Raw genomic sequence first — 23,318 nt, 5'->3', positions numbered from 1 at the left:
GGCATTCTAACTATATTGATTCATAAACTGCTGTACAACAGCATCGGTATTCTCATGGCGTTTTTTTCTTTCTAGAACAATTGGCGGCGCCGCTCTTTCTAGACAATCTTTTACAGCACAGGTTTCGCAAGTTACACCAACAATTCGTTTCACCAAAGGTTTTCCGTCAATGACCTTGAATTTCTTTTTCATTGTTGGATTAATCAAAATGCCGACAGAAATACTTCGAATGGTATCATGTAAAAAAGGATCTTTTGTGGCCGATGAAAATACTAAATATTCATTTCCGCTATTAGCATAACTCGAAATTTGAGCATCAAAAAAATGAGATTTATTTTGTTTAATGGCTTCATCAATCGTTTTAACCGAAACCCATCTTCGGCAATAATGCTCATTGGTTTCGTTGGCATGGGGTTCCTGCTGATGTGTAATGTGTAATTCCTTATTTATTTGGTAAATGTCAGAATCTACGCGATGTGATAATCTTAAAAAGAATAAGTTTTTCAGCTGAAAATCTTTCGGTAATAAATTGGTCAATCTTTGGTAAAACGATTCAGGCGAAACTTCAAAACTTTCAATTAATTGAACAAATTCTTCCGGTTTCGGATTTTCATTTTCTAAAAAAGAATTAATTTTATCAACAACTAATTTTCTAGGCAATAATAAAGCGCCGGCAAAATAAGAAGCGTAAAAATTATGCAAAACCTGATCGAAATTTTCAAACTTAATCCAGCTGAAAGTCAGTAAGCGATCTGATATTTTTAAGTAATTATAAGCAATTTCTTTGGCTAAAATAAATGCTTTTTGCGGAGCATCAAGTTCTGTGGAAAGCAATAATGTTTTGCTTTTCGGAACATAAATCGAACGCAAATCGCCCAATGCTTCCTGATCTGTAAAAGCAATTTCTTTAATGTTGTATTCGTATTCCTCTTTTAAAATCGCTTGTAATTCTTCAATGCTAATTTTAGAATCTAAATTAATTTGAAACGACTTCGAAAATGCAATTACTTTTTCTTCTAAATCTTCAAAATAATTACTGTGTGCTTCCTGATACGAACGCAAAGCGGCTAAAAAGAAACTTTCACGGCTTAAGTTATAATGCTGTGCAATTTCGATAATCGTACTGATAAAAGCATTGACTTTTGCAGGAGCATTAGCGATAATATCAATTAAATCGGCTTCCTGAATTCCGAAAAGTTCCAACGGAATCTCTTTTAAAATACCTGATTTCAAGATTTCGCCAATAGGAGCGAGGTTGTTGTCGAGTTTTAAAGACACCATTTGGTCGTAAGTCACGTCCAAATGTTCGCAGAGCAATAAAATTTTATCTGTTTTTGGATATTTCTTTCCCTTTTCAATCTCGTTTAAATACGATTTTGAAAGATTTGTCAATTTGGCCAAGCCAAAAAGTGACAAGTTTTTTTGCGTTCTGACTTGCTTCAATTTTAATCCGAAGATCAGCTTTATATAGTCTTTTTCGATATCCATGAACCAAATATAGGTATTCTAAAAATAATCGCCAAAAAATTATTTTTCATTTTTAGCGAACGTTCGCTTGTTTTGTAAAAAACTTTTTTCTAATATTGTGGTGTAGAAAATATTAATTATCAGTTTGTTATGTATTTGTGTTTTTGAAAAACATAGAATCGATTCAATTGCTGCTAATGAAATTAAAAACCACAGCTATGAAAAACCAATTAGAAATTACCGAAACGGCGATGGAATTTTTAGCCGAAAAGAAGCTTCGTTATCCAAAGATCTGGACAGAGGAAGCCATTGTTTTTATAACTGAATTGCATAGAAAATTCGAATCACAGCGAAAACTATTGCTTTTACAGCGCGAACAGAAACAAGTCACTTTTGATCAGGGAATTATGCCGGTTTTTATTCCGGAAACCAAAAGCATCAGAGAAGGTAATTGGAAAGCTGGTGAAATTCCGAAAGATTTACTGGATCGAAGAGTTGAAATTACTGGACCAGTTGATCGCAAAATGATCATCAACGCTTTGAATTCGGGAGCTAAAACGTTTATGGCCGATTTTGAAGACAGCACTTCACCAACCTGGCAAAACCTGATGGACGGTCAAGTAAATTTAATCGATGCGGTAAACAAAACAATTACGTATACTGATTTGGTGAAACAGAAATCATATCATTTAAATGAAAAAATCGCAACGCTAATTGTACGCCCGAGAGGTTTGCATTTGCCAGAAAAACATGTTCTAGTTGAAGGAAATGAAGTTTCGGGTTCTTTGATAGATTTTGGTTTATATGTTTTTCATAATCATAAGCGACTTTTAGAAAACAATTCTGGACCGTATTTCTACATTCCGAAATTGGAACATTATCTCGAAGCGCGTTGGTGGAATAACGTAATCGATTTTACGGAGGATTATTTGAAACTGAACAAAGGAACAATAAAAGTGACAGTTTTAATTGAAACCATAACGGCAAGTTTTCAATTAGATGAAATTATTTACGAATTGAAAGAGCATATCGTTGGCTTGAATTGCGGACGCTGGGATTATATTTTCTCATACATTAAAAAGTTTAGAAAAAATCCAAAATTCATTGTTCCAGATCGTGATCAGGTAACTATGACTTCGCCTTTTATGAATGCCTATTCAAATCTGGTAATTCAAAGATGTCATAAAAGAGGGATTCATGCGATTGGCGGAATGGCAGCACAGATTCCGATTCGAAATAATGAAGAAGCCAATGCTGTCGCTTTCGCGAAAGTAAAAACGGATAAAGAACGTGAAGTTCGAAACGGTCATGACGGAACTTGGGTTGCGCATCCTGATTTAGTTTCAATTGCAAAAGAGATTTTTGATAGAGGAATGCCAACTCCAAATCAAATTCATATTAAAAGAGAACACCGAAAAATCACTGAAGCTGATTTGATTGAACCACCAATTGGAATCATTACTGAAAATGGCGTTCGAAAAAATATCAATGTTGGTGTTTTATATCTGGCTTCATGGCTAAACGGACAGGGAGCCGCTGCATTGCACAATTTGATGGAAGACGCAGCAACGGCCGAAATTTCGAGATCGCAATTATGGCAATGGCTTCAGAATAAAGTGATTTTGGATAATGGACGAAAATTAGATTTGGCTTATTATCATGAATTGGCTTTAGATGAATTCAAAAAAATCAAGGAAGAACTAGGAGAAGAAAATTATGAAAAACAACAATTTCCATTAGCGGAAAAAATGCTGGAAAGACTGGTTGTAAACCTGCATTTTGTAGATTTTCTTACTCTACCATGTTATAAATATCTATAAACTTTTAAAATCTGCTCAATCTGCCAGATCTGCGAGCGAATAAGTTTTTCTCGCAGATTTAGCAGATAAAATGAGAGAAAAAATCAGTCTGGTTAAACTGAACACTTAAAACTGTGACTGAACACTAAAAAACGAACCACTTTAACTAAACTATATTATGAAAACAACAGAAGACAGAATTCAGGAATTGATTAACGATTGGATTACGAACCCGAGATGGAAAGGCGTTGAGCGTCCTTATACTGCGAGTGAAGTAGTAACGCTTCAAGGGTCTTATAAAATTGAGCATTCTATTGCCAAAATGGGTGCAGAGAAATTATGGAGAAAGTTAAAAAGTCAGGATTATGTTGCAGGTTTGGGGGCGTTAACTGGAAATCAGGCGATTCAGGAAGTCGATGCGGGTTTAGAAGCGATTTATTTAAGCGGATGGCAGGTTGCTGCTGATGCAAACCTAGCGGGAGAAATGTATCCTGACCAATCGCTTTATCCAGTAAACAGCGTTCCGATGGTGGTAAAAAAGATCAATAACGCTTTATTGCGTGCTGATCAGATTCAGACTGTAAATAATATTGAAGATAGAAAAGATTATTTGGTTCCAATTGTAGCTGATGCCGAAGCTGGTTTTGGCGGGAACTTAAATGCTTTCGAATTAATGAAATCGATGATTGAAGCTGGAGCTTCTGGAGTTCATTTTGAAGATCAATTGAGTTCTGCTAAAAAATGCGGACACTTGGGAGGGAAGGTTTTAGTGCCAACGCAAGAGGCTATTAATAAATTAATTGCGGCACGTTTGGCATCAGATGTTATGGGCGTTTCGACTTTAATTGTAGCGAGAACAGATGCAGATGCAGCAAATTTATTAACAAGTGATGCAGATCCAAGAGATAAAAAATTTCTAACAGGAGAAAAAACGGCAGAAGGTTTCTTCTACGTAAAAAACGGAATCGATCAGGGTATTGCAAGAGGTTTAAGCTACGCGCCTTATGCTGATTTAATTTGGATGGAAACCAGTAATCCGGATTTAGATTATGCGAGAAAATTTGCAAAAGCCATGAAAAAAGAGTTTCCAGATAAAATGCTGGCTTACAATTGTTCGCCATCTTTCAATTGGGCAGCAAAATTATCAGTTGCTGAAATGGAAACATTTAGAGAAGATTTGGCAGCAATGGGATATAGTTTTCAATTCATCACTTTAGCAGGATTCCATGCTTTGAACACAAGTATGTTCGAATTGTCTAAAGCCTACAAAGAAAGAGGAATGGCAGGATATTCTGAATTGCAGGAACGTGAATTCGCTTTACAGAAAAACGGATTCAGAGCAGTAAAACATCAAGCTTTTGTTGGGACTTCTTATTTTGATGCTGTTCAGAACACGGTAATGCTAGGAAAATCAGCAATAACGGCAATGGAACATTCTACGGAGGTTGAGCAATTTTAATTCACTATACACGGTTCATTTTTGAGCCGTTTTTTTTTGCCACAGATTAAAAGGATTAGAATGATTAAAAAATGTTGCCACGAATTACATGAATTTCCACAAATTTTTTATTCAATTTAATTCGAGGAAATTCGTGTAATTCGTGGCTAAAAAAAAATCACTTTAATCTGTGAAATCTGTGGCAAAAACTATTTCTTCAAAAGCCTAGCTTTCATTTTACTAAAGAATTCAGGCGTTACACCAATGAAAGAAGCGATTTGTTTTTGAGGAACTTTGTGCACCAATGTTCCGTATTTTTTTGTGAATTTTTCAAATCGTTCTTCGGCGGGTAAGCTCAAGTTGTCCATTAATCTCTGTTGATTTGCCACCAATGAATTTTCAATTAAAATTCTGAAGAAACGTTCAAGCTTTGGAATTTCAAGATACAATTGCTCTTGATTTTCTTTTGATAAAGAAACTACTTCTGCTTCTTCCAGAACTTCAATAAAAAGCTGACCTGGTTTTTCCGAAAAATAACTGTACATGTCGCTTATCCACCAACCTTCGCAAGCAAACGAAAGAACATGTTCAACAATATTATCGTTGATATTAAAACTCCTTAAAATTCCTGAGTTTACAAAATAAGAATGTTTGCAGACTTCGCCAGCATTCAATAAAACTGTTTTGGCTTTATAAGTATTCGTTTCAAGTTTAGATAAAAAAAGTGCTTGTTCCTCTGGTGTCAAAGAAACGTGTTTTGCAATATTTTGGAGAATTAAATCCATTATTTTTTATCTTCTATTAGGGTAAATGAAGTAGCGATAAATTTATTCCCTTTGATTTCTCCTGTAACAGAAGCTTTTCTAATCGCATTACAAAATCCATCTTTTGCATGAGCGTCACCATGCTGATCAATTTTTGTTCCTTCAACAAAATAAGATTTTCCATCAATACGAACGGCTAAATCACAGCTTTTGCCTTTCATTCCAAATTGGCATTCTCCACAAGAAGCTTCTACTACAGTTGGTTGGTCAAATTTCTTTTTGTCTTGCGCTTGTACCGCGATTCCGATAAAAAGGAAAGTTGCTAATATTATATTTTTCATAGTTAAGAGTTTACAGTTATTAATTTTGCCGTTTCTTTGGCGCGTTCTGTTACTTCGTTGATTGGTGTCGAAAGCGTATCGTGACTTAAAACAACTCCCATTCTTCGATAAGGCCTTGAAGTTGGTTTTCCAAAAATTCTGAAATCAGTTTTTGGTAAAGCGGCTACTTTTTCGATTCCTGTAAAAGTTGGATTTGTAGAATCTTCAGATGCTAAAATTACAGCACTTGCTCCGGCTTTTTCTAAAGTAATTTCAAAAATAGGAAGGCTTAAAATCGCTCTTAAATGCAATTCGAATTCGTTGAAATTCTGAGTTCCAGCCAAAGTTACCATTCCGGTATCATGCGGGCGTGGCGAAAGCTCAGAGAAATAAACACCTTCTTTAGTAAGGAAAAATTCAACGCCAAAAAGTCCAGCGCCGCCAAGCGCTTCCGTAATTTTTTCGGCCATATCTTGCGCTTCATATAAGTCTTTTTCTGAAACCAAAGCAGGTTGCCAGCTTTCCTGATAATCGCCACGTTCTTGTCTGTGGCCAATTGGAGCGCAAAACAAAGTTGGATTATTATTTTGAGTAATCGTTAAAAGTGTAATCTCTGAATCAAAATTAACAAAGGCTTCTACAATAACTTCGATAACATCACCGCGCGAACCCGCAACAGCATATTGCCACGCTTTTTCGATGTCACTTTCTGTTTTGATTGTTGATTGCCCTTTTCCTGATGAAGACATTAAAGGTTTTACCACGCAAGGAATTCCCACTTCTTGAACCGCTTTTTGTAATTCTTCGGCTGAAGTTGCATATTGATATTTAGCGGTTCTTAGCCCAAGTTCTTTCGAGGCTAAATCACGAATGGCTTTACGGTTCATGGTAAAGTTTGCCGCTTTCGCTGAAGGAACAACGGTGATGCCTTGCTTTTCGTAATCGTAAAAACGTTCGGTACGAATGGCTTCGATTTCTGGAACTATAAAATCAGGTTGGTGTTTGGCTACGATTCGGTCCAATGCTTCGCCGTCGAGCATATTGATAACTTCAAAACCGTGTGCAACTTGCATTGCAGGTGCATTTTCGTAACTGTCAACTGCAATTATGGTTTGTCCGATTCGTTGTGCGGCAATGACAAATTCTTTGCCTAATTCGCCTGAACCTAGGAGTAGTATTTTCATTTTGGAGTGTTGTAATGTTTGAGTAGTAAAAGTAGGAAAAAAGGTTTTAACCGCAAAGTTCGCAATCCCGATAGCTATCGGGAACGCAAAGAGCGCTAAATTTTTGTTTTTAAGTTAAAAAAAGCTCGCAAAGAATTTCTCACGCAGATTTTGGAGATTCAGCAGATTTTATTTAATTGGAAGTTTAAGTTCTAGATAAAGTAACCTTACAGTTTGTCATTTCGAGGAACGAGAAATCGCACTCGGGATTCGACAAAGATTGGCGATTTTGATTGTGGAGTTTCTAGTGCGATTTCTCGTTCCTCGAAATGACAAGATTCTGGGAATTATAAACGTAAAAGTTCTTATGAAACCGCTTGCGTGAGGGATAGAAGTGAAAAGCCCACAGCCGTGAGGAACGAACAGGCGAGGACTTGTAACGGATAGCCCGACCCGGAGGGGCACGCCCAAAATAAAAAACCGATACTTCTTTTAAAAAGTATCGGCTTGTATATTAATGAAAATGATCTTCTTCAATTTCAAATTCAGCATCTTTTTCCCAAATTTCCATTTCGCAGGGTTTGCAGTTGAATTTTAGTTTGTATTCCAATTCTCCCTGTTTTAGTACCAAAGGTTCTTTTACTTTAACACCTACAATGTCTTTTTGGTGAATCGGGCATTTTTTTAATTCGTATTTGATGCAATATTTTGTTGTCATTACACGAGATTTTCCTGGATCCCATTGTAATTCGAATGCTTTTTCGATTTCTGTAACACCGTGGCGTTCGTAGAATTTACGAGCCGTTTTGTTCGAAACGTTGTACATGAAATCCAATTTGGTTTCAGGATATGGATGTGACGTTTTTACCAATTGGTGTTCTTCGCGAACGTAATTTGCTAGACGAATTTCTGATAATTGCTCGAAAACATTTCTTCTCATTTCGTTGATTTTTGAAATAGGAAGGAACCAGTTTTGAGAAAACATAATGTTGATTTCGTCAGCACTGTAAGGTGTAAAACCTGTTTTTGCTAATTGAACTTTGATGTTTTCTTCGATCGATTCGCCAGTTTTAGTTTGTTCTTTCGGATGCTCTAATTTTACTGTACTTACGTTTCCGTCTTCGTCAGTTGCGATTAATTCAAAACCGTTTTCGTTTTCAGTAAGCAATAAAGTAGTTCCGATTTTACGGATTGCACTGTCTTCTCTTTCTACGATTTTGATGAAAGCAGCGTCGTTGTTTCTATAGATGAAAGTTCCGTCTTTGATTTCTTTTAAAACGTTTGGATATACTTTTCCGTTCTCGGCTTTATTTACGTATATTCCGTCAGCTTCATTATTTTCATTGATGAAACAAAGTCCGTCACCGTTGTTTAGTAATTCGCCGTTTTCTATTTCGTAAGCATTTCCAACAGTTCTGATTAATTTACCAATATATTGTCCTTTTGATTTTGGACTTTCCCATGAACCAATAGAACTGTGTCTTTCGTTAACGAAATAATCGGTATAACCACGATTGAAAGTTCTGCTTAAAGTAGAATCAAAAGTATACGTACATTTTCCAGAAGAAGCTTTTGTGTATTTAACGCTTCCTTCCAAAAAGCTGTCTAATTTTTGACGTAAATACGAAACATTATTTTTAACGTAAGCAACGTCTTTTAATCTTCCTTCAATTTTGAAAGAAACGATTCCAGCTTCAATCAAATTCGGAATCTGATCTGAAACATCTAAATCTTTAATCGAAAGCAAGTGACTGTTTCTGATCAAAGTATCTCCGTTACCGTCGATTAAGTTATAAGGTAAACGACAGTTTTGTGCACAAGAACCTCGATTCGCGCTACGCTCTCCATTTGCCACACTCATATAACAGTTTCCACTAAAAGAAACACATAAAGCTCCAGTTACGAAAAACTCTAATTCAACATCAGCGTGATCGTATATTGTTTTAATTTGATGCAAGTTTAATTCACGTGCTAAAACCACACGTTTGATACCAGCGTCTTTTAAGAATTTAATTTTATCAGCATCACGATTATTAGCTTGTGTGCTGGCGTGAAGTACGATAGGAGGCAAGTCCATTTCCATAATCGCCATATCCTGAATGATTAACGCATCGACACCAATATCGTATAATTCCCAAATCATGGCGCGACAAGTTTCTAATTCGTTATCATATAAAATAGTATTGATAACTACAAAAACCTGTGCGTTAAATAAGTGTGCGTATTTTACCAGTTCGGCAACATCTTCGATTGAGTTGTTGGCATTTGAACGTGCGCCAAATTGCGGTGCACCGATATAAACTGCATCGGCACCACTATTAATGGCTGCGATTCCTCCAATTAAATCTCTAGCAGGAGCTAATATTTCGATTTTCTTCTTCATTTCTAAAACTTTAGACTTTTGTGGTATTCCCGAAAAAAAGTGTGCAAAGGTCTAATAAATTATTCGAGTTTGCTAGCAATGAAGCGATTTTTTTGAAATTGTTAACTTAATATGGGGTGATTCAGTTTATTTCTTACAACGAATTTTGATCTGTTTTTCATATTTATAAAAAAACCGCCCAATCCGAAGACTAAGCGGTTCTCAAAAAAGAGCATGAATCAATCGTTTAATTCGCTCTCATTTTAATTTGTGATAAAGTGTTTTGAATGCTGTTTAATTGTTTTGAAACAATGTAAACCTGACTGTGTTCAAGGTGATTTTCTTCGAGTGCATTTTTGTATTTTTCGATTGCAGCTTCTTCACCAGTAGCGCAGGCATTGATGATTGCTTTTGTATCGCCTCCTGTAAAAGAAGATTTAATGTCGATCCAAGTGCGGTGTAAAGCGCCTAATGGTCCTCCGCCAGAAGTGTCTGTTGATTTTCCTAGTTTGTTGATTTCGTCTTGTAATTCTACAATAAAAAGAGCGCGTTCGCGGGCGTAATCTAGAAAGTCGGCTTTCATGGCTAGATTTTCGACATGTTCGGCTGCGTTTGTATATCCTAATTTTCCGTCTTCAAGAATTGAAATTAACCCGTTTAAAGTTTTTACAGTTTCTTCTGTATTTACATCTGTATGTATCATGATGAATAGTTTTTTAATTAATACATTACAAAGTTGGTGATTTCTAAAACGTTCTGTTTTACAGGATTATAGTTGAGGTTTTACAATATTGTGGAATGGGAATTTTGAAAGTGTTTTTTTGCTCTCGCAGATTTGGCAGATTTTTTAGTTTTTTTTCTTTTAAAAATGAATTTTCTCGTTTACCGTTTTGCGTGAGGGATTGAGGCGGTATCCTTTTATGAAGCGGAGCGGAATAAAAGATATAGCCGAAAGCCCGCCCCGCCTTTTTCGGCGGGACACGCCCAAATTAAACCCATAAAAAAAACAGCTTAAAGTATAAAAGTGATGAAACTTTTGAACCTTAAGCCGTTTTAATAAAACTTAGAATATTGTTATGCAGTCAAAGCTTCTTTGATTCTGCGTAATGCTTCTGTTAAAATATCGTTGCTTGTTGCATAAGAGAAACGAATACAGTTTGGATTTCCGAACGCGTCTCCAGTTACTGTTGCAACGTTTGCTTCAGCTAAAAGATACATCGAAACATCGTTTGCATCTTTGATTTCGTGTCCTTTTAATGTTTTTCCGAAGAAAGAAGAAACGTCTGGGAACACGTAGAATGCACCTTCTGGAACGTTGATTTTTACTCCTGGAATTTCTTTTAATAACCCAACTACTAAATCTCTACGACCGTGGAAAGCTTTAACCATGTGGTTTAAAACACTTGGATCTGCGTCAACTGCAGTGATTGTAGCACGTTGAGCTACAGAATTTGCACCGGAAGTTACTTGTCCTTGAATTTTTGTACACGCTTTTGCGATGAATTCAGGTGCTCCAATATAACCAATTCTGTATCCTGTCATTGCAAATGCTTTTGCAACTCCGTTTACAGTGATTGTCCTGTCTAACATTCCAGGAATAGATCCGATGCTACAGAAAGTTCCTGAGAAATTGATGTGCTCATAAATTTCGTCTGAAACTACATAGATATTTGGGTGTTTTTCTAAAACTTTTGCCAATGCTGTTAATTCTTCTCTGCTGTAAACAGAACCTGAAGGATTACAAGGAGAAGAGAACCACATCATTTTTGTTTTTGGCGTAATTGCAGCTTCTAATTGTTCTGGTGTCATTTTGAAATCTGTTTCTACAGAAGTTGGAACTTCAACAGGAACTCCGCCAGAAAGTTTTACGATTTCGAAGTAAGAAACCCAGTAAGGTGCTGGTAAAATAACTTCGTCACCGTCGTTTAACATTACTTGTGCAATGTTGTATAAAGATTGTTTTGCACCTGTAGAAACTACAATTTGAGTTGGTTTATAATCTAATCCGTTGTCTCTTTTGAATTTTCTGCAAATTGCTTCTCTCAATTCAAGGTAACCTTCTACTGGAGAATAAGTGCTATAATTTTCGTTTACTGCTTTTATTACTGCTTCTTTAATAAAGTCTGGTGTGTTGAAATCTGGTTCACCTAAACTTAAGCTGATAATGTCTTTTCCTTGTGCTTTTAATTCTCTTGCCAAAGCGGCCATTGCTAATGTCTGCGAAGTCGCAAGATTGTTGATTCTGTCCGAAAGAATATGATTCATTATAAAATTTTTGAATGTCCTTAATTTGCTGCGCCTGTTAAGGAAGGTTAATTATTAATAGATTTTCTTTAGTTTTTAAACTGATAATTCTGGTTTCATTCCCAAATCGCGTAAATGCTTAAAGTGAGCAACAACGGCACTTCGCATTGTTTTATACTCGTAATAAGGCAAGTTGCATTCTTTTGCCGTTTCTTTTACGATTTTTGCAATTTTACCATAGTGAATATGGCTTATATTTGGGAAAATATGATGTTCGATTTGATGGTTTAATCCACCAGTATACCAGTTTACGATTGCATTTTTTGGCGCAAAATTAGTCGTAGTATACAATTGGTGAATTGCCCAAGTATTATCCATTTCCCCTAAATCATTTGGAGTTGGATTTGTCGTATGATCAACCACGTGTGCTAATTGAAAAACGATACTTAAGATTAATCCGGCTGTGTAATGCATTGCAAAAAATCCAACAAGAACTTTCCACCATGTAATTCCAATTACAATTGGCAAAACAATCCAGATTGAAACATAAATCATTTTAGTAATGATAAGTGTTGTCCAAAGTATTTTAGGATTTTTTGGTTCTCCGTAAGATAATTTTCTTTTCAGGTAATTTCTCATCTGCTTAAAATCAGTCGTTAAAGCCCAATTGAAAGTCAATAAACCGTATAAGAAAACAGAATAATAGTGTTGGAAACGATGAAAACGATGCCATTCTGCATGTTCTGTAAAACGAATAATTCTTCCAGCATCTAAATCCTCGTCATGTCCTGGAATATTAGTATAAGTGTGGTGCAATACATTATGCTGTACTTGCCAGTTGTAAACATTCCCAGCCAGAACGTAGATTGTTCCGCCCATAAATTTATTAATCCAACTTTTAGTAGAGTAAGAACCATGGTTACCGTCGTGCATTACGTTCATCCCAACACCAGCCATTCCTATACCCATTACAATCGATAACAATAGCATTAGCCAAAATGGCATCTCGAGAGTAAGAATTAAAAAATAGGGAGTTAGAAAAACAGCAAATAGAATAACAGCTTTTAAGTGTAACTTCCAGTTTCCGGTTTTTTTGATATTGTTTTCTTTAAAGTAATTGTTAACGCGAGAGTTAAGCGTTCTAAAAAACTTTAAATTGTCTTGCCGTGCAAAAGTTGGAGCAGTGTTATTCATAATTAATTTAAATAGGTTTCAAAGGTAATTATTATAAATTCTCAATTTGCAAAATTGAGTTAAATATTTCAATCGTAAAGTAGTACTTTTGTTAAAAATTTACAGCAATGGATGAGATATTGAAATATTTTCCCAATTTGACCGATCTTCAAATCGAGCAATTTCAAAAATTAGACTTTTTATACCACGATTGGAACGAAAAAATCAATGTTATTTCGCGCAAAGACATTGATTCATTATATACAAAACACATTTTGCATTCCTTAGGAATTGCTAAAATCATGAAATTCGAACCTGGAGCTACTGTTCTGGACGTTGGAACGGGAGGCGGTTTTCCTGGAATTCCGTTAGCGATTCTTTTTCCTGAAACTCGTTTTTATTTGATTGATGTTATTGCAAAGAAAATAAAAGTGGTTCAGGGGGTTGTTGATGCATTAGAATTGAAGAACGTTAAAGCAGAGCAAAAACGTGCTGAATTAGTAAAAGGCGATTTCGATTTTATTGTGAGCCGCGCCGTAACCAATATGCCTGATTTTGTCTCTTGGATAAAAGATAAGATTAAAAAGCAGCATAAACATAAATTAAAGAATGGTATTCTGTACTTAAAAGGTGGAGACTTAGCTGAAGAATTAAAAGATTTTCCAAGCGCTACTTTGTATGACTTGGCCGAAATATTTGAGGATGAATTTTTTGAAACTAAAAAAGTAGTGCATCTTCCTTTAAAATTTAAACCATAAATAAAAACAAACCCGATTAGTAATTTCTAATCGGGTTTGTTTTTAAATTTAGTATTAAGAAGCTTTCTTTGAAAAATTAAGAAAAGTATTTGCTTTAAGGTCTAAATTGTCAATAAAATTGTGAATTGCATTTTCTGATGCTTCAACAGTATATTGAAATTCTGGATCAAAGAAATATTCTCTGGAAATTGTTGGTTCACTATGTGAATCATAAACAGCTTCATCACTTTCATCTAATACATCATTTTTATAGGTGTTAGGATGAGATTCTGTTAAATGAGTTACAGTTTGGTCAAGCCAGTTGTCAAAATTTTTCTTTTTTGGTGTGATATGACGTGCTAACTGAATCAATCCAACAATGTCATTTTGCAAGAAGTAAGAACCTTTTCTGTATCTGGCATCAATCATTCTAACATTCATTAAGGCAATCCAAAGTACTCCGTTGACTGGCCCATTGGCAGGTATTTCGAAATCAGTGTCAAATAATAATGGATTTGTCTGTTCGCGATTATTGATAGAACACCAAAGTGCTTCGATACGCTTTTTTGTATCGTGAGTGGCTTGACTATATCCAGTAAAACGCCAATATATCCATTCTAAAAGAGCTGCTGTTAATCCTATAGAACCTTTATGATTTATCTGCATTAAAGCGTTTTCTAGTTCTTCATTTCCTTCTACGCAATCTAAAAGTTTATTTATTTTCTTCTTAGTCCATTTGTAATTAATCGGATGTCCTATGCTTTTTGATTTCATAATGACTTCAGGAACATTGTTTAAATTTCTCATACGTATGTAGTTTTTTTTCTAATATCTTTTAATGTTGTTTATTATTAAGCAAATTTAGAAGGATGTGCTTTTCCTGAACGGAACAAAAAGGTATTAAAATATTAAAATAAGACATTTTGGTATTTAAAGTGCTGATTTTTAAATAAATAAGAAAAGTATTACAAAAAACTAATGCTTGTAAAATATAAAATGTAAGTCTGAAAATCTGAAAGTTTTGGAGGAGTTAGTGTTTTTATAATTTAATAATATAAAAAGCAAAAGCAGGAATTTCATTTGAAATTCCTGCTTTTTTATAATCTAAACTCTTTAAAATAAGATTATCCTAAGAAAGGGTATCTGTAATCTTCTGGAGTTACAAAAGTTTCTTTAATAGTTCTTGGAGAAGCCCAACGCAATAGGTTTAATGCAGAACCTGCTTTATCGTTAGTTCCAGATGCTCTTGCTCCACCAAATGGTTGCATTCCTACAACTGCTCCAGTTGGTTTGTCATTAATGTAGAAGTTACCAGCAGCGTTTTGCAATTTAGTTGTGGCTACTTCAATAGCATAACGATCTTGGCTGAAAACTGCTCCAGTTAAAGCATACTCAGAAGTAGTATCTACTAATTCTAAAGTTTCTTCCCATTTAGCATCTTCATAAACATAAATTGTGATAACTGGTCCAAAAAGTTCAGTTTCCATTGTAGTATATTTTGGATTTGTAGTTACAATAACCGTTGGCTCAATAAAGTATCCAACAGATTTATCGTAATTTCCTCCAACGATGATTTCAGCATCAGCATCTTTTTTAGCTTGGTCAATATAACTAGCTAATTTGTCAAAAGAACCTTCGTGGATTACTGCTGTAATGAAGTTTCCGAAATCTTCTGGAGAACCCATTTTCATAGATTTTACATCAGCAACTAATTGCTCTTTTACAGCAGGCCATAAACTTTGAGGAATATAAGCTCTAGAAGCTGCAGAGCATTTTTGCCCTTGGAATTCGAAAGCTCCACGAGTAATTCCTGTAACTACTTGTTTTACATTTGCACTTGGGTGAGCAATGATAAAATCTTTACCTCCAGTTTCGCCAACAATTCTTGGGTATGTTTTGTAATTGTGAATGTTTGCTCCAATTTTAGCCCAAATATCTTTAAATACATGAGTTGATCCTGTAAAGTGAATACCAGCAAAATCACGGCTAGCTAAAACAGTATCGGTAATCATTAAAGCGTCTCCAAAAACTACGTTGATAACTCCATCAGGAACTCCAGCTTCTTTGAAAACTTCTAAAATGATTTTTGTAGAAAATACTTGGCTGTCACTTGGTTTCCAAACCACAACGTTACCCATCATTGCAGCACTTGCAGGAAGGTTTGCAGCGATTGCAGTAAAGTTGAAAGGAGTAATTGCGTAAACAAAACCTTCAAGAGGTCTGTACTCTACACGATTCCAAACAGAAGAATCTGATTTTGGCTGATCGTTGTAGATTTGAGTCATAAACTCAACATTGTAACGTAAGAAATCGATTAATTCGCAAGAAGCATCGATTTCTGCTTGGTGAATATTTTTAGATTGACCAATCATTGTAGCAGCGTTGATACGAGCTCTGTATGGTCCTGCGATAAGTTCAGCAGCTTTTAAGAAAATAGCAGCACGCTGTTCCCATGCTAAGTTTGCCCATGCTTTTCTTGATTCTAGTGCATTTGCAATGGCACTTTCGATATGTTGTTTTTCAGCTAAATGATATTTTCCAACAACGTGTTTGTGATCATGAGGTGCTGTAATGTTTCTTGTATTTCCAGTTCTAATTTCTTCGTTTCCAATATACAAAGGAACGTCAATTTGAGAATTCCACATTGTGGTATAAGCAGCCTGAACAGCAGCTTTTTCTGGTGAATTTGGTGCGTAGCTTTTTACAGGCTCGTTTACCGCTTTTGGTACATGAAAAAATCCTTTAAGCATGTTATTTAAAATTTTGTGAATTAGACAATTTAAAGTTAGACGATTTGTTTTGTTACGAATAATCTAACGCTGCACAAAAGTACAAAGGATAAATTAATAAATTGACAATTTTATGATTAAGATAACGATAAAAGCTATAGATGTAAACTATATCTTAATTTAATGCAAAAGGAGCACACATTCTAAAAGTAGGAACAATTACTTTGAATGTTTTTGTAGTAGTAAAATTGATCATGTTGAAATGACCTTTCATTGCGCCATAAGGAGACGATAATAAGCAGCCAGAACTGTAAGTGTGGTTTTCGCCCGGTTTTAGAACTGGTTTTTTACCGATAACGCCTTCGCCATCTACAACTTCTAAATCATTTAAAGAATCAAAAATTTCCCAGTGGCGAGAAGTTAATTGAACAGAATCTTTACTATGATTTTCGATGGTAACTACGTAGCTAAAAGCAAAATGAATCTTGTAGTTTTTGAAATATGTACCTTCAAAACTAGTCAAAACAGATATTTTTATGCCTCGGGTAATTTGAGAAACCATACTAACGCCGTATATATGTGAGTGTTATAGTGGCAAAGCTACGAAAAAAAATCGTTTAAACTAAAACCTTAACATTGTTTTAATTGACTATATTGATAGAGTTTGCATTTCCCTTTCCAATTACACGCTGATAACGGTCTGTTGCTTCTTTGTAATAAACCAGTACGGTGTACTCGTTTTCAGTCTGATAAAAGTTTCCGTCAATGGCATTTTCAGAATCGATTACTCCTTTTTTGTCTGCAACGGTATATTGAAAATTAGTAAAACCTTGTTTGATCATGATGGCTTTTTCAAAAACTCCTTTGTCTGTATTGTAATCCATTTTGTATTCTGGCGAAAGACTATAGTTGTTAAACATTCCAGTAATATAAATGTCTTTGTTCATTCTAAAAGCAGGAGCAGAAAGAGTAAAATAAACCCAAGCATAATCGGCTTCAATGTCATTATTAGAACCGTTGATATTCTTAACTACAAAATTTCCGTTTACGTCTTCATAATTGGTGTAAATCTGATTTCCTCTTGCAGCATTGGTATATAAAAACGCATTGTAAATGTCATTGTTTGAACCTATTTTGGCAACATTATTACTTGCCGCTCGAATGTCTTTGTTTTCAAAATATAAAAACTCATTTCCGCCCCAAAATTGGGTTTCTTTATCATATTTATAAACCAGCTGATTGCCAATTGTGTATTGGGGAACAACATTTTTTATCTCAGTATGAAAGTTTCCGTTTTGCAGTAAAAGAACTTTTACATTTTGCAATGGGGTTTGAAAAACTATATCATTAGATAAGATGGCAAAATCAAGATTCTGTTTGTAATCAATATTACTTAGGTTACGGGTTCTTTTTACTTGAACACCAACTGTACAATGATTTTCATGCAAAATAAATTTTCTTGAGAAAACAACTTCTCTGTCTTCATTAAGAATTCGCAGCATGTAATTGCCAGAAAGTTTTAATAATTGCGTAAACTGATTTGGAAAAGAAAGTCTATAATGTGTATAAACTTGTAGAGTATTAAACGAATTCGAAAAATCGGTAATTCTCTGATTGTCCATGCCGAGAATATAATCTGTTTTTGGAATGTCCGTAGGAAACCAGTTGTAGTCGCAATGAATAACTTCAAAATAATAATTAGCTTCATTGCCAAATAAATCATCAAATTGAAAGGTAAATGGAGAACCTAATTCGAAAATTGGCGGAACATTACTGCCATTCTGAATAAATGAAACAGTTTTAATATTATAAGGAGGATCAATTTCTTTTTCTTGAGCTTTCGCTAAAGTAATAATGAAAAGAAAAATAAAGCTTGTATATAAAAATTTTGGCATCTTAAAACATTGTAAGATTGTAAATATAACAATTTTATATAACGAAAAAGATGCCATTCTATTGGATTTAACGATTATGAACCCAAAATATATTCTAAATTACCTTCAATTTCATCATTAATATAGCTTTCTTCCAAAAGGGAATCTGATAGTAGTTTTTTGTTTTCCTGCAGTTTGATGATTTTCTCTTCGACTGTATTTTTCGAGATAAAACGAATCACGTTTACTTTATTCAATTGCCCAATTCGATGCGCTCGGCCAATACCCTGTTTTTCCGCAAAAGGATTCCACCACGGATCTAAGAATAAAACGTAAGAAGCTTTGGTGATATTTAAACCAACGCCTCCCGCTTTAAGCGAAATAAAAAACAGCAATGGATTTTCTTTTTCCTGAAACATTTTGACTTGCTGTTCTCTTTTGTCTGATGGAGTTTCGCCTGTAATTTCACAGAAATCTATTTTGTTTTCTTTACACCAATCAGTATAGAAATTTAAGTTGGTAACAAACGAACTGAAAATGATTACTTTCTGTTTTGCTTTTACTAAATTTTCTAAATAATTGGTTACGGCAATATATTTTCCCGAATCAACTTCAGATTCCTGATCAACCATTTTCGGGTGATTACTCAGCTGTCTCAGCTTCATCAAAGTATTAATGATATTGATTTTATCTGGACTCGATCCGTCGGTTTTAAGCAAGAAATTACGAGCTTTGGATTTCTCTTTTTCGTATAATTTTTCCTGTTCAGGATCCATGTCGCAATAATAAATCTGTTCTGTCAATTCAGGAAGATCTTTTAAAACCTGTTCTTTTGTTCTTCTTAGAATATAAGGTTGGATTAGATTTTTTAATTCAGCGAGAACTTCTTCATTTTGTTTTTTCTCAATCGGATTTTTGAAATTTTCCATAAAGAAAGCATAACTGCCCAAAATGTCCGGATTGATAAATTGCATTTGCGACCATAAATCGTCAAGCGAATTTTCGATTGGTGTTCCACTCAAAGCAATTTTATGTCCAGTACTTATTTTATTTATGGCTTTAAAAATCTTAGAATTTTTGTTTTTGATGTACTGACTTTCATCTAAAATTAAATAACGGAAATCGTATTTTTCTAAAATAGAAATATCTCGATGAACGATGCTGTAACTTGTGAAAATCAAGTCGGTTGAATTGATGCTGCTTGCTAACATTTTTCGATCATTTCCGACATATTGCATTTTAGAAAAGTGAGGCGTAAACTTTCCAGCTTCGTTAAACCAGTTAAAAACCAATGAAGAAGGAAGAACGATTAAAGCCTTAAGTGGTTCTCTTTCAATTGTGGTTTCGTTAGCAAACAAATCAAAATTGGTGGTTTTAGTGGTAAAGCCTAATTGTTCCTGAACAGAAACTAAAACGGATAATGTTTGCAAGGTTTTTCCAAGTCCCATATCATCGGCCAGACATGCACCCATGTTGGAATTGAAATGGCCTAAAAGCCATTTTACACCATCAACTTGATAAGGTCTTAAAGTTGCTTTTATTAAGTCTGAAGCTGTAAATTCGGCTTGATGAATCCGATCCAAATCATTGTCGATTTCCGAAATTCCGTCTAAAGCTGTAAAATTGCTTTTACGTAAAAGCAAAACGCCGTTTTCTGTTTTGGCTAATTTCGCTAAAGAACCATATTTACTAAACCATTCTAGCGGAATCAAAAAGTAGTTTCCGTCAGGCAATGCAAAAAGCCTTTCTTTGCTTTTTATATTCGGAATTATTTCACTGAAATTGATTTTATAATTTCCAACCGTGATGATTATCTTAATGTCAAACCAATCGCCTGTTGTTTCTTTTGAAGCAGAAATAGTGTGGCTTTCTGTAATGATTTCTTTGCTTTCCAGTTTTAGATTTTCGATGGTAAAGCCTAAACTTTTTAGCTCTTCTTTATGATCAATTATCAGTTGAATGTTTACGTAAGGATCTGTGTTTTCGGCTTCTGAATTTATTCCAAATAATTCGTTTTTGATTTTTGATAAACCAATTTCATTTAATTTATCTGTATATAAATTTTCGTCTGGATTCCTTTTAAACTGAATTATTTTAGGTTCGTTAGCAATACTGAAATCTACAAAAGAATGTGTTTTTTTAGTTTTGCTTCCATCAAATGAATATCCGTTATAATCAAAATAAAGATTAAGATAATAACAGTTTTTAAAGAAATCGTGAATAGGCTGAATTGTACAGGAAAGGATTTTGTCCCGAAGCTCAATCTCAAAACCAGTAGCTTCAATATCTATTTTCTTTGCGATTTGCGGAATAAAACTTTTAAAGTAATCGTCAACTAATTTTGAAGGTATTTCAATTGACTTTTTCTTTAAAAAAGGCATTAGTTTTTTCGAGTTTAGCTCTTTTAATTGTCCTAATTTTTTATTGATAATAAGCCAGCCCGGTTCGTCCAAAAGAATTTCTGCTTTGCTGTCCATTGGAGAAAAAGTGGTTTCATTTTCCTTTAAAGAAAGGGTATAAGTAATTCCTTCGGCATGTTTGTCAAATTGAATCTGAGGTTCAAAATCTAGGGGATCAATGCTGACTCTTGAACGATAAAAATCTTTTTCTGGGCCGAGGTTTAAAGACAAAGGAAATTGTTCTTTTACAATTAAATCGTAAAACGAACTTAAATTGAATTTTAAGTGTTGGCGAATCGCAAATTCAATTTTTGAATCTTTCTGTAAATCAGCAATTGTTTTGGCGGATTTAATTTTGGCTCCGAATTTTTTAAAAATAAATTCAGGTTTTAAAGAGTCACAAGCGGTTAATATTCTTTTTGTATTAGAATCAAGATTTTCAAAAGTGACTCCAAAGCTTTCAAGTACATCTGCGCTTGCTTTTTTATCTAAATATTTGATTTCGCTAGTATTCTCGACAATGTATGCAGTTGGGATATAGGCATTCAGATTTTTTTCCAAACTGATGTCAAAACAGAACTGAAATGATTTTGTAGGTTCCAAGGTTTAGGGATTTGGTTAGGCTTATATTTTGGGAATTAGGCAAAAAAATAAAGAGTTTTCAAATCTGATATTTTGAAAACTCTTTATTAAATGAACTTATATGGTGAAAAATTAGTTTTCCTGTTTAAAGCAAAGCGGAATAATCTCGCCTTTTGCTAAACAGTATTTTTCAACCAATTCTGGTGCAATTTTGTTAGTGTAATCTTCTTCGATAACAATAAATCCAATACTTCTTAATTTATCGAAATAATCGCGTCCGTAAACACGAACGTGATCGTATTGGCCGAAGATTTTAGCGCGTTCCTTTTGGTCTGTAATCGAATCATCGGCAAAAGTAACTTCGCGAGATAAATCCTGAGGAATCTGCAAAATTGCCATTCCGCCTGGTTTTAAAACTCTGAATAATTCCTGCATTGCTTTTGTGTCGTCAGGAATATGCTCTAAAACGTGATTACATAAAATAACGTCATATTCATTGTCTTTGAAGGGTAAATTACAGATATCTGCTTTTACATCGGCCAATGGCGAAAGTAAGTCAGTTGTTGTGTAATCTAAATTTTTCTGCTTGCGAAATCTTTTATAAAAAGCTTGCTCTGGAGCAAAATGCAATACTTTTTTCGGTGCTGTAAAAAAATCAGTTTGATCGTTTAAATACAACCAAAGCAAACGGTGTCTCTCTAAAGAAAGTGTACTTGGTGAAAGCACATTATTACGCTGTTTTCCGTATCCGTAAGGCAAAAACGATTTAAAGCTTTTTCCGTCAATTGGATCTGTAAATTTATCTCCTTTTAAAGAGAAAGCTAAAATTGGACGCGCCACATAACTCAAACGAATTAATATTGGACGCGGGATTGTATTTAAAACTAATTTGAAAAGTTTTTTCATGGGGTTGTTTCACAGAGTTGCACTAAGTAAGACACAGAGCTTCACAGAGTGTTTATAAATCTTTTTATGTTGTTTTTTAATATTTTTGAATCAAAGTTTATGAGCAATCCTAAAGGATAATTTCCAAGTTTAAGATATGTTAGTATTTGTGCAAAATGTATATCTGTAAAAGCCTCCACAGTCTTTAATTCAATTACAATTTTGTTTTCAATTAACAAATCGATTCTATATCCGTGATCTAATTTTATATCTTTATAAATTATAGGTAAAGCTTTTTGTTTTTCAACTATTAAACCAGAATTTACTATTTCGTAGTACAAACATTCTTGGTAAGCAGATTCTAGTAGACCAGGGCCTAATTGTCTGTGGACTTCAATTGCTAAACCAATAATTTTGTATGAAATAGAATCTAGTTCATCTTTCGAGACTAAATTTTCAGCATACATTTCAAAAAAGGCGTATAAATAATTTTTTGTGAATCTTGGCGTATATCTTTGTGTATCTCTGTGTAATAGCTATACTATTAACGGAACTTGTCTGAATTCATCTTCTTCGTTGCTTTCGATTCCTAAAGCTTTGTAGATATATTGGAAAGTAGATAATAATTCAGGTTTCCCATCAATTAAAGCTACGTCGTGCTCGAAATGCGCGCTAGGTTTTCCGTCAGCAGTCAAGATAGTCCAGCCGTCTTTAAGTTGTTTGATGTTTCTAGTTCCCATGTTGATCATTGGTTCGATTGCTACAACCATTCCTTCAACAAAAAGCTTTCCGCGACCACGTTTTCCGTAATTTGGCATTTCTGGTTCTTCGTGCATTTTTTGCCCAACACCATGTCCAACCAATTCACGAACTACTCCGTAACCATGAGCTTCAGTGTATTTTTGAATCGCATTTCCCACATCTTCAACGCGATTTCCAGCTTTAAATTCTCTAATTCCAACGTAAAGAGATTCTTTAGTTACGCGTAAAAGTTTTTTAACTTCAGGTGCAACTTCTCCAATTTCGAAACTGTAAGCATGGTCTCCATGAAAACCATTTTTAAAAGCCCCACAGTCAACCGAAATTACATCACCGCTTTTAAGAGGTGTATTATTAGGAATACCGTGAACAACCTGAGCATTTGGACTCATACAAAGTGAATTCGGGAAATCATACAATCCAAGGAAACTTGGAACTGCACCGTGATCACGAATAAATTCTTCGGCTAATTTGTCAAGATATAATGTAGTAACTCCTTCTTTAATTTCAGAAGCAATCATTCCTAATGTTTTCGACACGATTAAAGCACTTTCGCGCATTAATTCGATTTCCTCTCTAGTTTTTTGGATAATCATATTTTTTCCATTTTCAGTTGGCAAAAA

The 23,318-nt window shown here is 34.5% G+C and carries 19 protein-coding genes; 3 read left to right on the top strand and 16 right to left on the bottom strand.

Annotated features, from left to right (window positions below):
* Positions 1-6: 6 nt before the first annotated feature.
* Entirely contained in the window at positions 7-1,488 is a 1,482-nt protein-coding gene (locus AAYQ05_RS09920) for a helix-turn-helix domain-containing protein (RefSeq protein ID WP_343543034.1), read from the bottom strand.
* A 197-nt stretch (positions 1,489-1,685) separates the two neighbouring features.
* On the opposite strand from AAYQ05_RS09920, the gene aceB reads away from it, so the two are divergent.
* Both aceB and aceA read left to right on the top strand, forming a co-directional pair.
* On the top strand, positions 1,686-3,287 hold the full coding sequence (gene aceB, locus AAYQ05_RS09915; protein ID WP_343543033.1) for a malate synthase A: 1,602 nt from the start codon (positions 1,686-1,688) through the stop codon (positions 3,285-3,287).
* Positions 3,288-3,444: 157 nt separating this feature from the next.
* Complete coding sequence (gene aceA / locus AAYQ05_RS09910) at positions 3,445-4,725, top strand: isocitrate lyase (protein ID WP_343543031.1); 1,281 nt, start codon at positions 3,445-3,447, stop codon at positions 4,723-4,725.
* A 188-nt stretch (positions 4,726-4,913) separates the two neighbouring features.
* Here aceA and AAYQ05_RS09905 read toward each other — a convergent pair whose 3' ends face one another.
* The 7 genes from AAYQ05_RS09905 to AAYQ05_RS09875 all read right to left on the bottom strand — a co-directional run bounded on the left by AAYQ05_RS09905 (position 4,914) and on the right by AAYQ05_RS09875 (position 12,751).
* Positions 4,914-5,489, bottom strand: coding sequence for a Crp/Fnr family transcriptional regulator (locus tag AAYQ05_RS09905; protein WP_343543029.1), 576 nt, complete (start codon positions 5,487-5,489; stop codon positions 4,914-4,916).
* Complete coding sequence (locus tag AAYQ05_RS09900) at positions 5,489-5,809, bottom strand: DUF6370 family protein (RefSeq protein WP_343543028.1); 321 nt, start codon at positions 5,807-5,809, stop codon at positions 5,489-5,491. The genes AAYQ05_RS09905 and AAYQ05_RS09900 overlap by 1 nt, the downstream gene beginning before the upstream one ends.
* Positions 5,810-5,811: 2 nt before the next feature.
* The gene (gene purT / locus AAYQ05_RS09895) at positions 5,812-7,038 is read right to left on the bottom strand and encodes a formate-dependent phosphoribosylglycinamide formyltransferase (protein ID WP_343543141.1); all 1,227 of its coding nucleotides are present in this window, start codon (positions 7,036-7,038) and stop codon (positions 5,812-5,814) included.
* Between the two features lie 427 nt (positions 7,039-7,465).
* Positions 7,466-9,334 carry a peptidase U32 family protein gene (locus AAYQ05_RS09890; protein ID WP_343543027.1) on the bottom strand — a complete coding sequence of 623 codons (1,869 nt, stop codon included), beginning with the start codon at positions 9,332-9,334 and terminating at the stop codon, positions 7,466-7,468.
* A 226-nt stretch (positions 9,335-9,560) separates the two neighbouring features.
* A complete protein-coding gene (locus tag AAYQ05_RS09885) occupies positions 9,561-10,016 on the bottom strand; it encodes a ferritin-like domain-containing protein (protein ID WP_343543026.1) in 456 nt (151 codons plus the stop codon).
* 371 nt (positions 10,017-10,387) lie between these two features.
* Positions 10,388-11,578, bottom strand: a complete 1,191-nt coding sequence (locus AAYQ05_RS09880; RefSeq protein WP_343543024.1) for a pyridoxal phosphate-dependent aminotransferase — start codon at positions 11,576-11,578, stop codon at positions 10,388-10,390.
* Positions 11,579-11,653: 75 nt separating this feature from the next.
* Positions 11,654-12,751, bottom strand: coding sequence for a fatty acid desaturase family protein (locus tag AAYQ05_RS09875; protein ID WP_343543023.1), 1,098 nt, complete (start codon positions 12,749-12,751; stop codon positions 11,654-11,656).
* A 107-nt stretch (positions 12,752-12,858) separates the two neighbouring features.
* On the opposite strand from AAYQ05_RS09875, the gene rsmG reads away from it, so the two are divergent.
* The gene (gene rsmG / locus AAYQ05_RS09870; protein WP_343543022.1) at positions 12,859-13,488 is read left to right on the top strand and encodes a 16S rRNA (guanine(527)-N(7))-methyltransferase RsmG; all 630 of its coding nucleotides are present in this window, start codon (positions 12,859-12,861) and stop codon (positions 13,486-13,488) included.
* A gap of 54 nt (positions 13,489-13,542) precedes the next feature.
* Here rsmG and AAYQ05_RS09865 read toward each other — a convergent pair whose 3' ends face one another.
* The 8 genes from AAYQ05_RS09865 to map form a co-directional block, all read right to left on the bottom strand.
* Positions 13,543-14,274 (bottom strand): hypothetical protein, encoded by a 732-nt coding sequence (locus AAYQ05_RS09865; RefSeq protein ID WP_343543021.1) that lies wholly within the window; start codon positions 14,272-14,274, stop codon positions 13,543-13,545.
* Positions 14,275-14,591: 317 nt separating this feature from the next.
* Complete coding sequence (pruA, locus tag AAYQ05_RS09860) at positions 14,592-16,217, bottom strand: L-glutamate gamma-semialdehyde dehydrogenase (protein ID WP_343543019.1); 1,626 nt, start codon at positions 16,215-16,217, stop codon at positions 14,592-14,594.
* Positions 16,218-16,371: 154 nt separating this feature from the next.
* Positions 16,372-16,758, bottom strand: a complete 387-nt coding sequence (gene apaG / locus AAYQ05_RS09855) for a Co2+/Mg2+ efflux facilitator ApaG/CorD (protein WP_008467225.1) — start codon at positions 16,756-16,758, stop codon at positions 16,372-16,374.
* A gap of 79 nt (positions 16,759-16,837) precedes the next feature.
* Entirely contained in the window at positions 16,838-18,091 is a 1,254-nt protein-coding gene (locus AAYQ05_RS09850; protein WP_343543015.1) for a type IX secretion system plug protein, read from the bottom strand.
* A gap of 74 nt (positions 18,092-18,165) precedes the next feature.
* Positions 18,166-21,072 carry a DEAD/DEAH box helicase gene (locus AAYQ05_RS09845; protein ID WP_343543014.1) on the bottom strand — a complete coding sequence of 969 codons (2,907 nt, stop codon included), beginning with the start codon at positions 21,070-21,072 and terminating at the stop codon, positions 18,166-18,168.
* 111 nt (positions 21,073-21,183) lie between these two features.
* Positions 21,184-21,957: a class I SAM-dependent methyltransferase gene (locus tag AAYQ05_RS09840; protein WP_111376726.1), complete on the bottom strand. Its 774-nt coding sequence runs from the start codon at positions 21,955-21,957 to the stop codon at positions 21,184-21,186.
* Between the two features lie 41 nt (positions 21,958-21,998).
* Positions 21,999-22,403, bottom strand: a complete 405-nt coding sequence (locus AAYQ05_RS09835) for a GxxExxY protein (protein WP_343543010.1) — start codon at positions 22,401-22,403, stop codon at positions 21,999-22,001.
* Between the two features lie 69 nt (positions 22,404-22,472).
* Entirely contained in the window at positions 22,473-23,291 is an 819-nt protein-coding gene (map, locus tag AAYQ05_RS09830; protein WP_343543008.1) for a type I methionyl aminopeptidase, read from the bottom strand.
* Positions 23,292-23,318 lie beyond the last annotated feature (27 nt).

Source organism: Flavobacterium movens (genome assembly GCF_039581425.1).
In the GTDB taxonomy this organism is placed as follows: Bacteria; Bacteroidota; Bacteroidia; order Flavobacteriales; family Flavobacteriaceae; genus Flavobacterium; species Flavobacterium luteolum.
The sequence above is the reverse complement of the archived record's forward strand: the minus strand, read 5'-3'. Positions and strand labels throughout refer to the sequence as shown.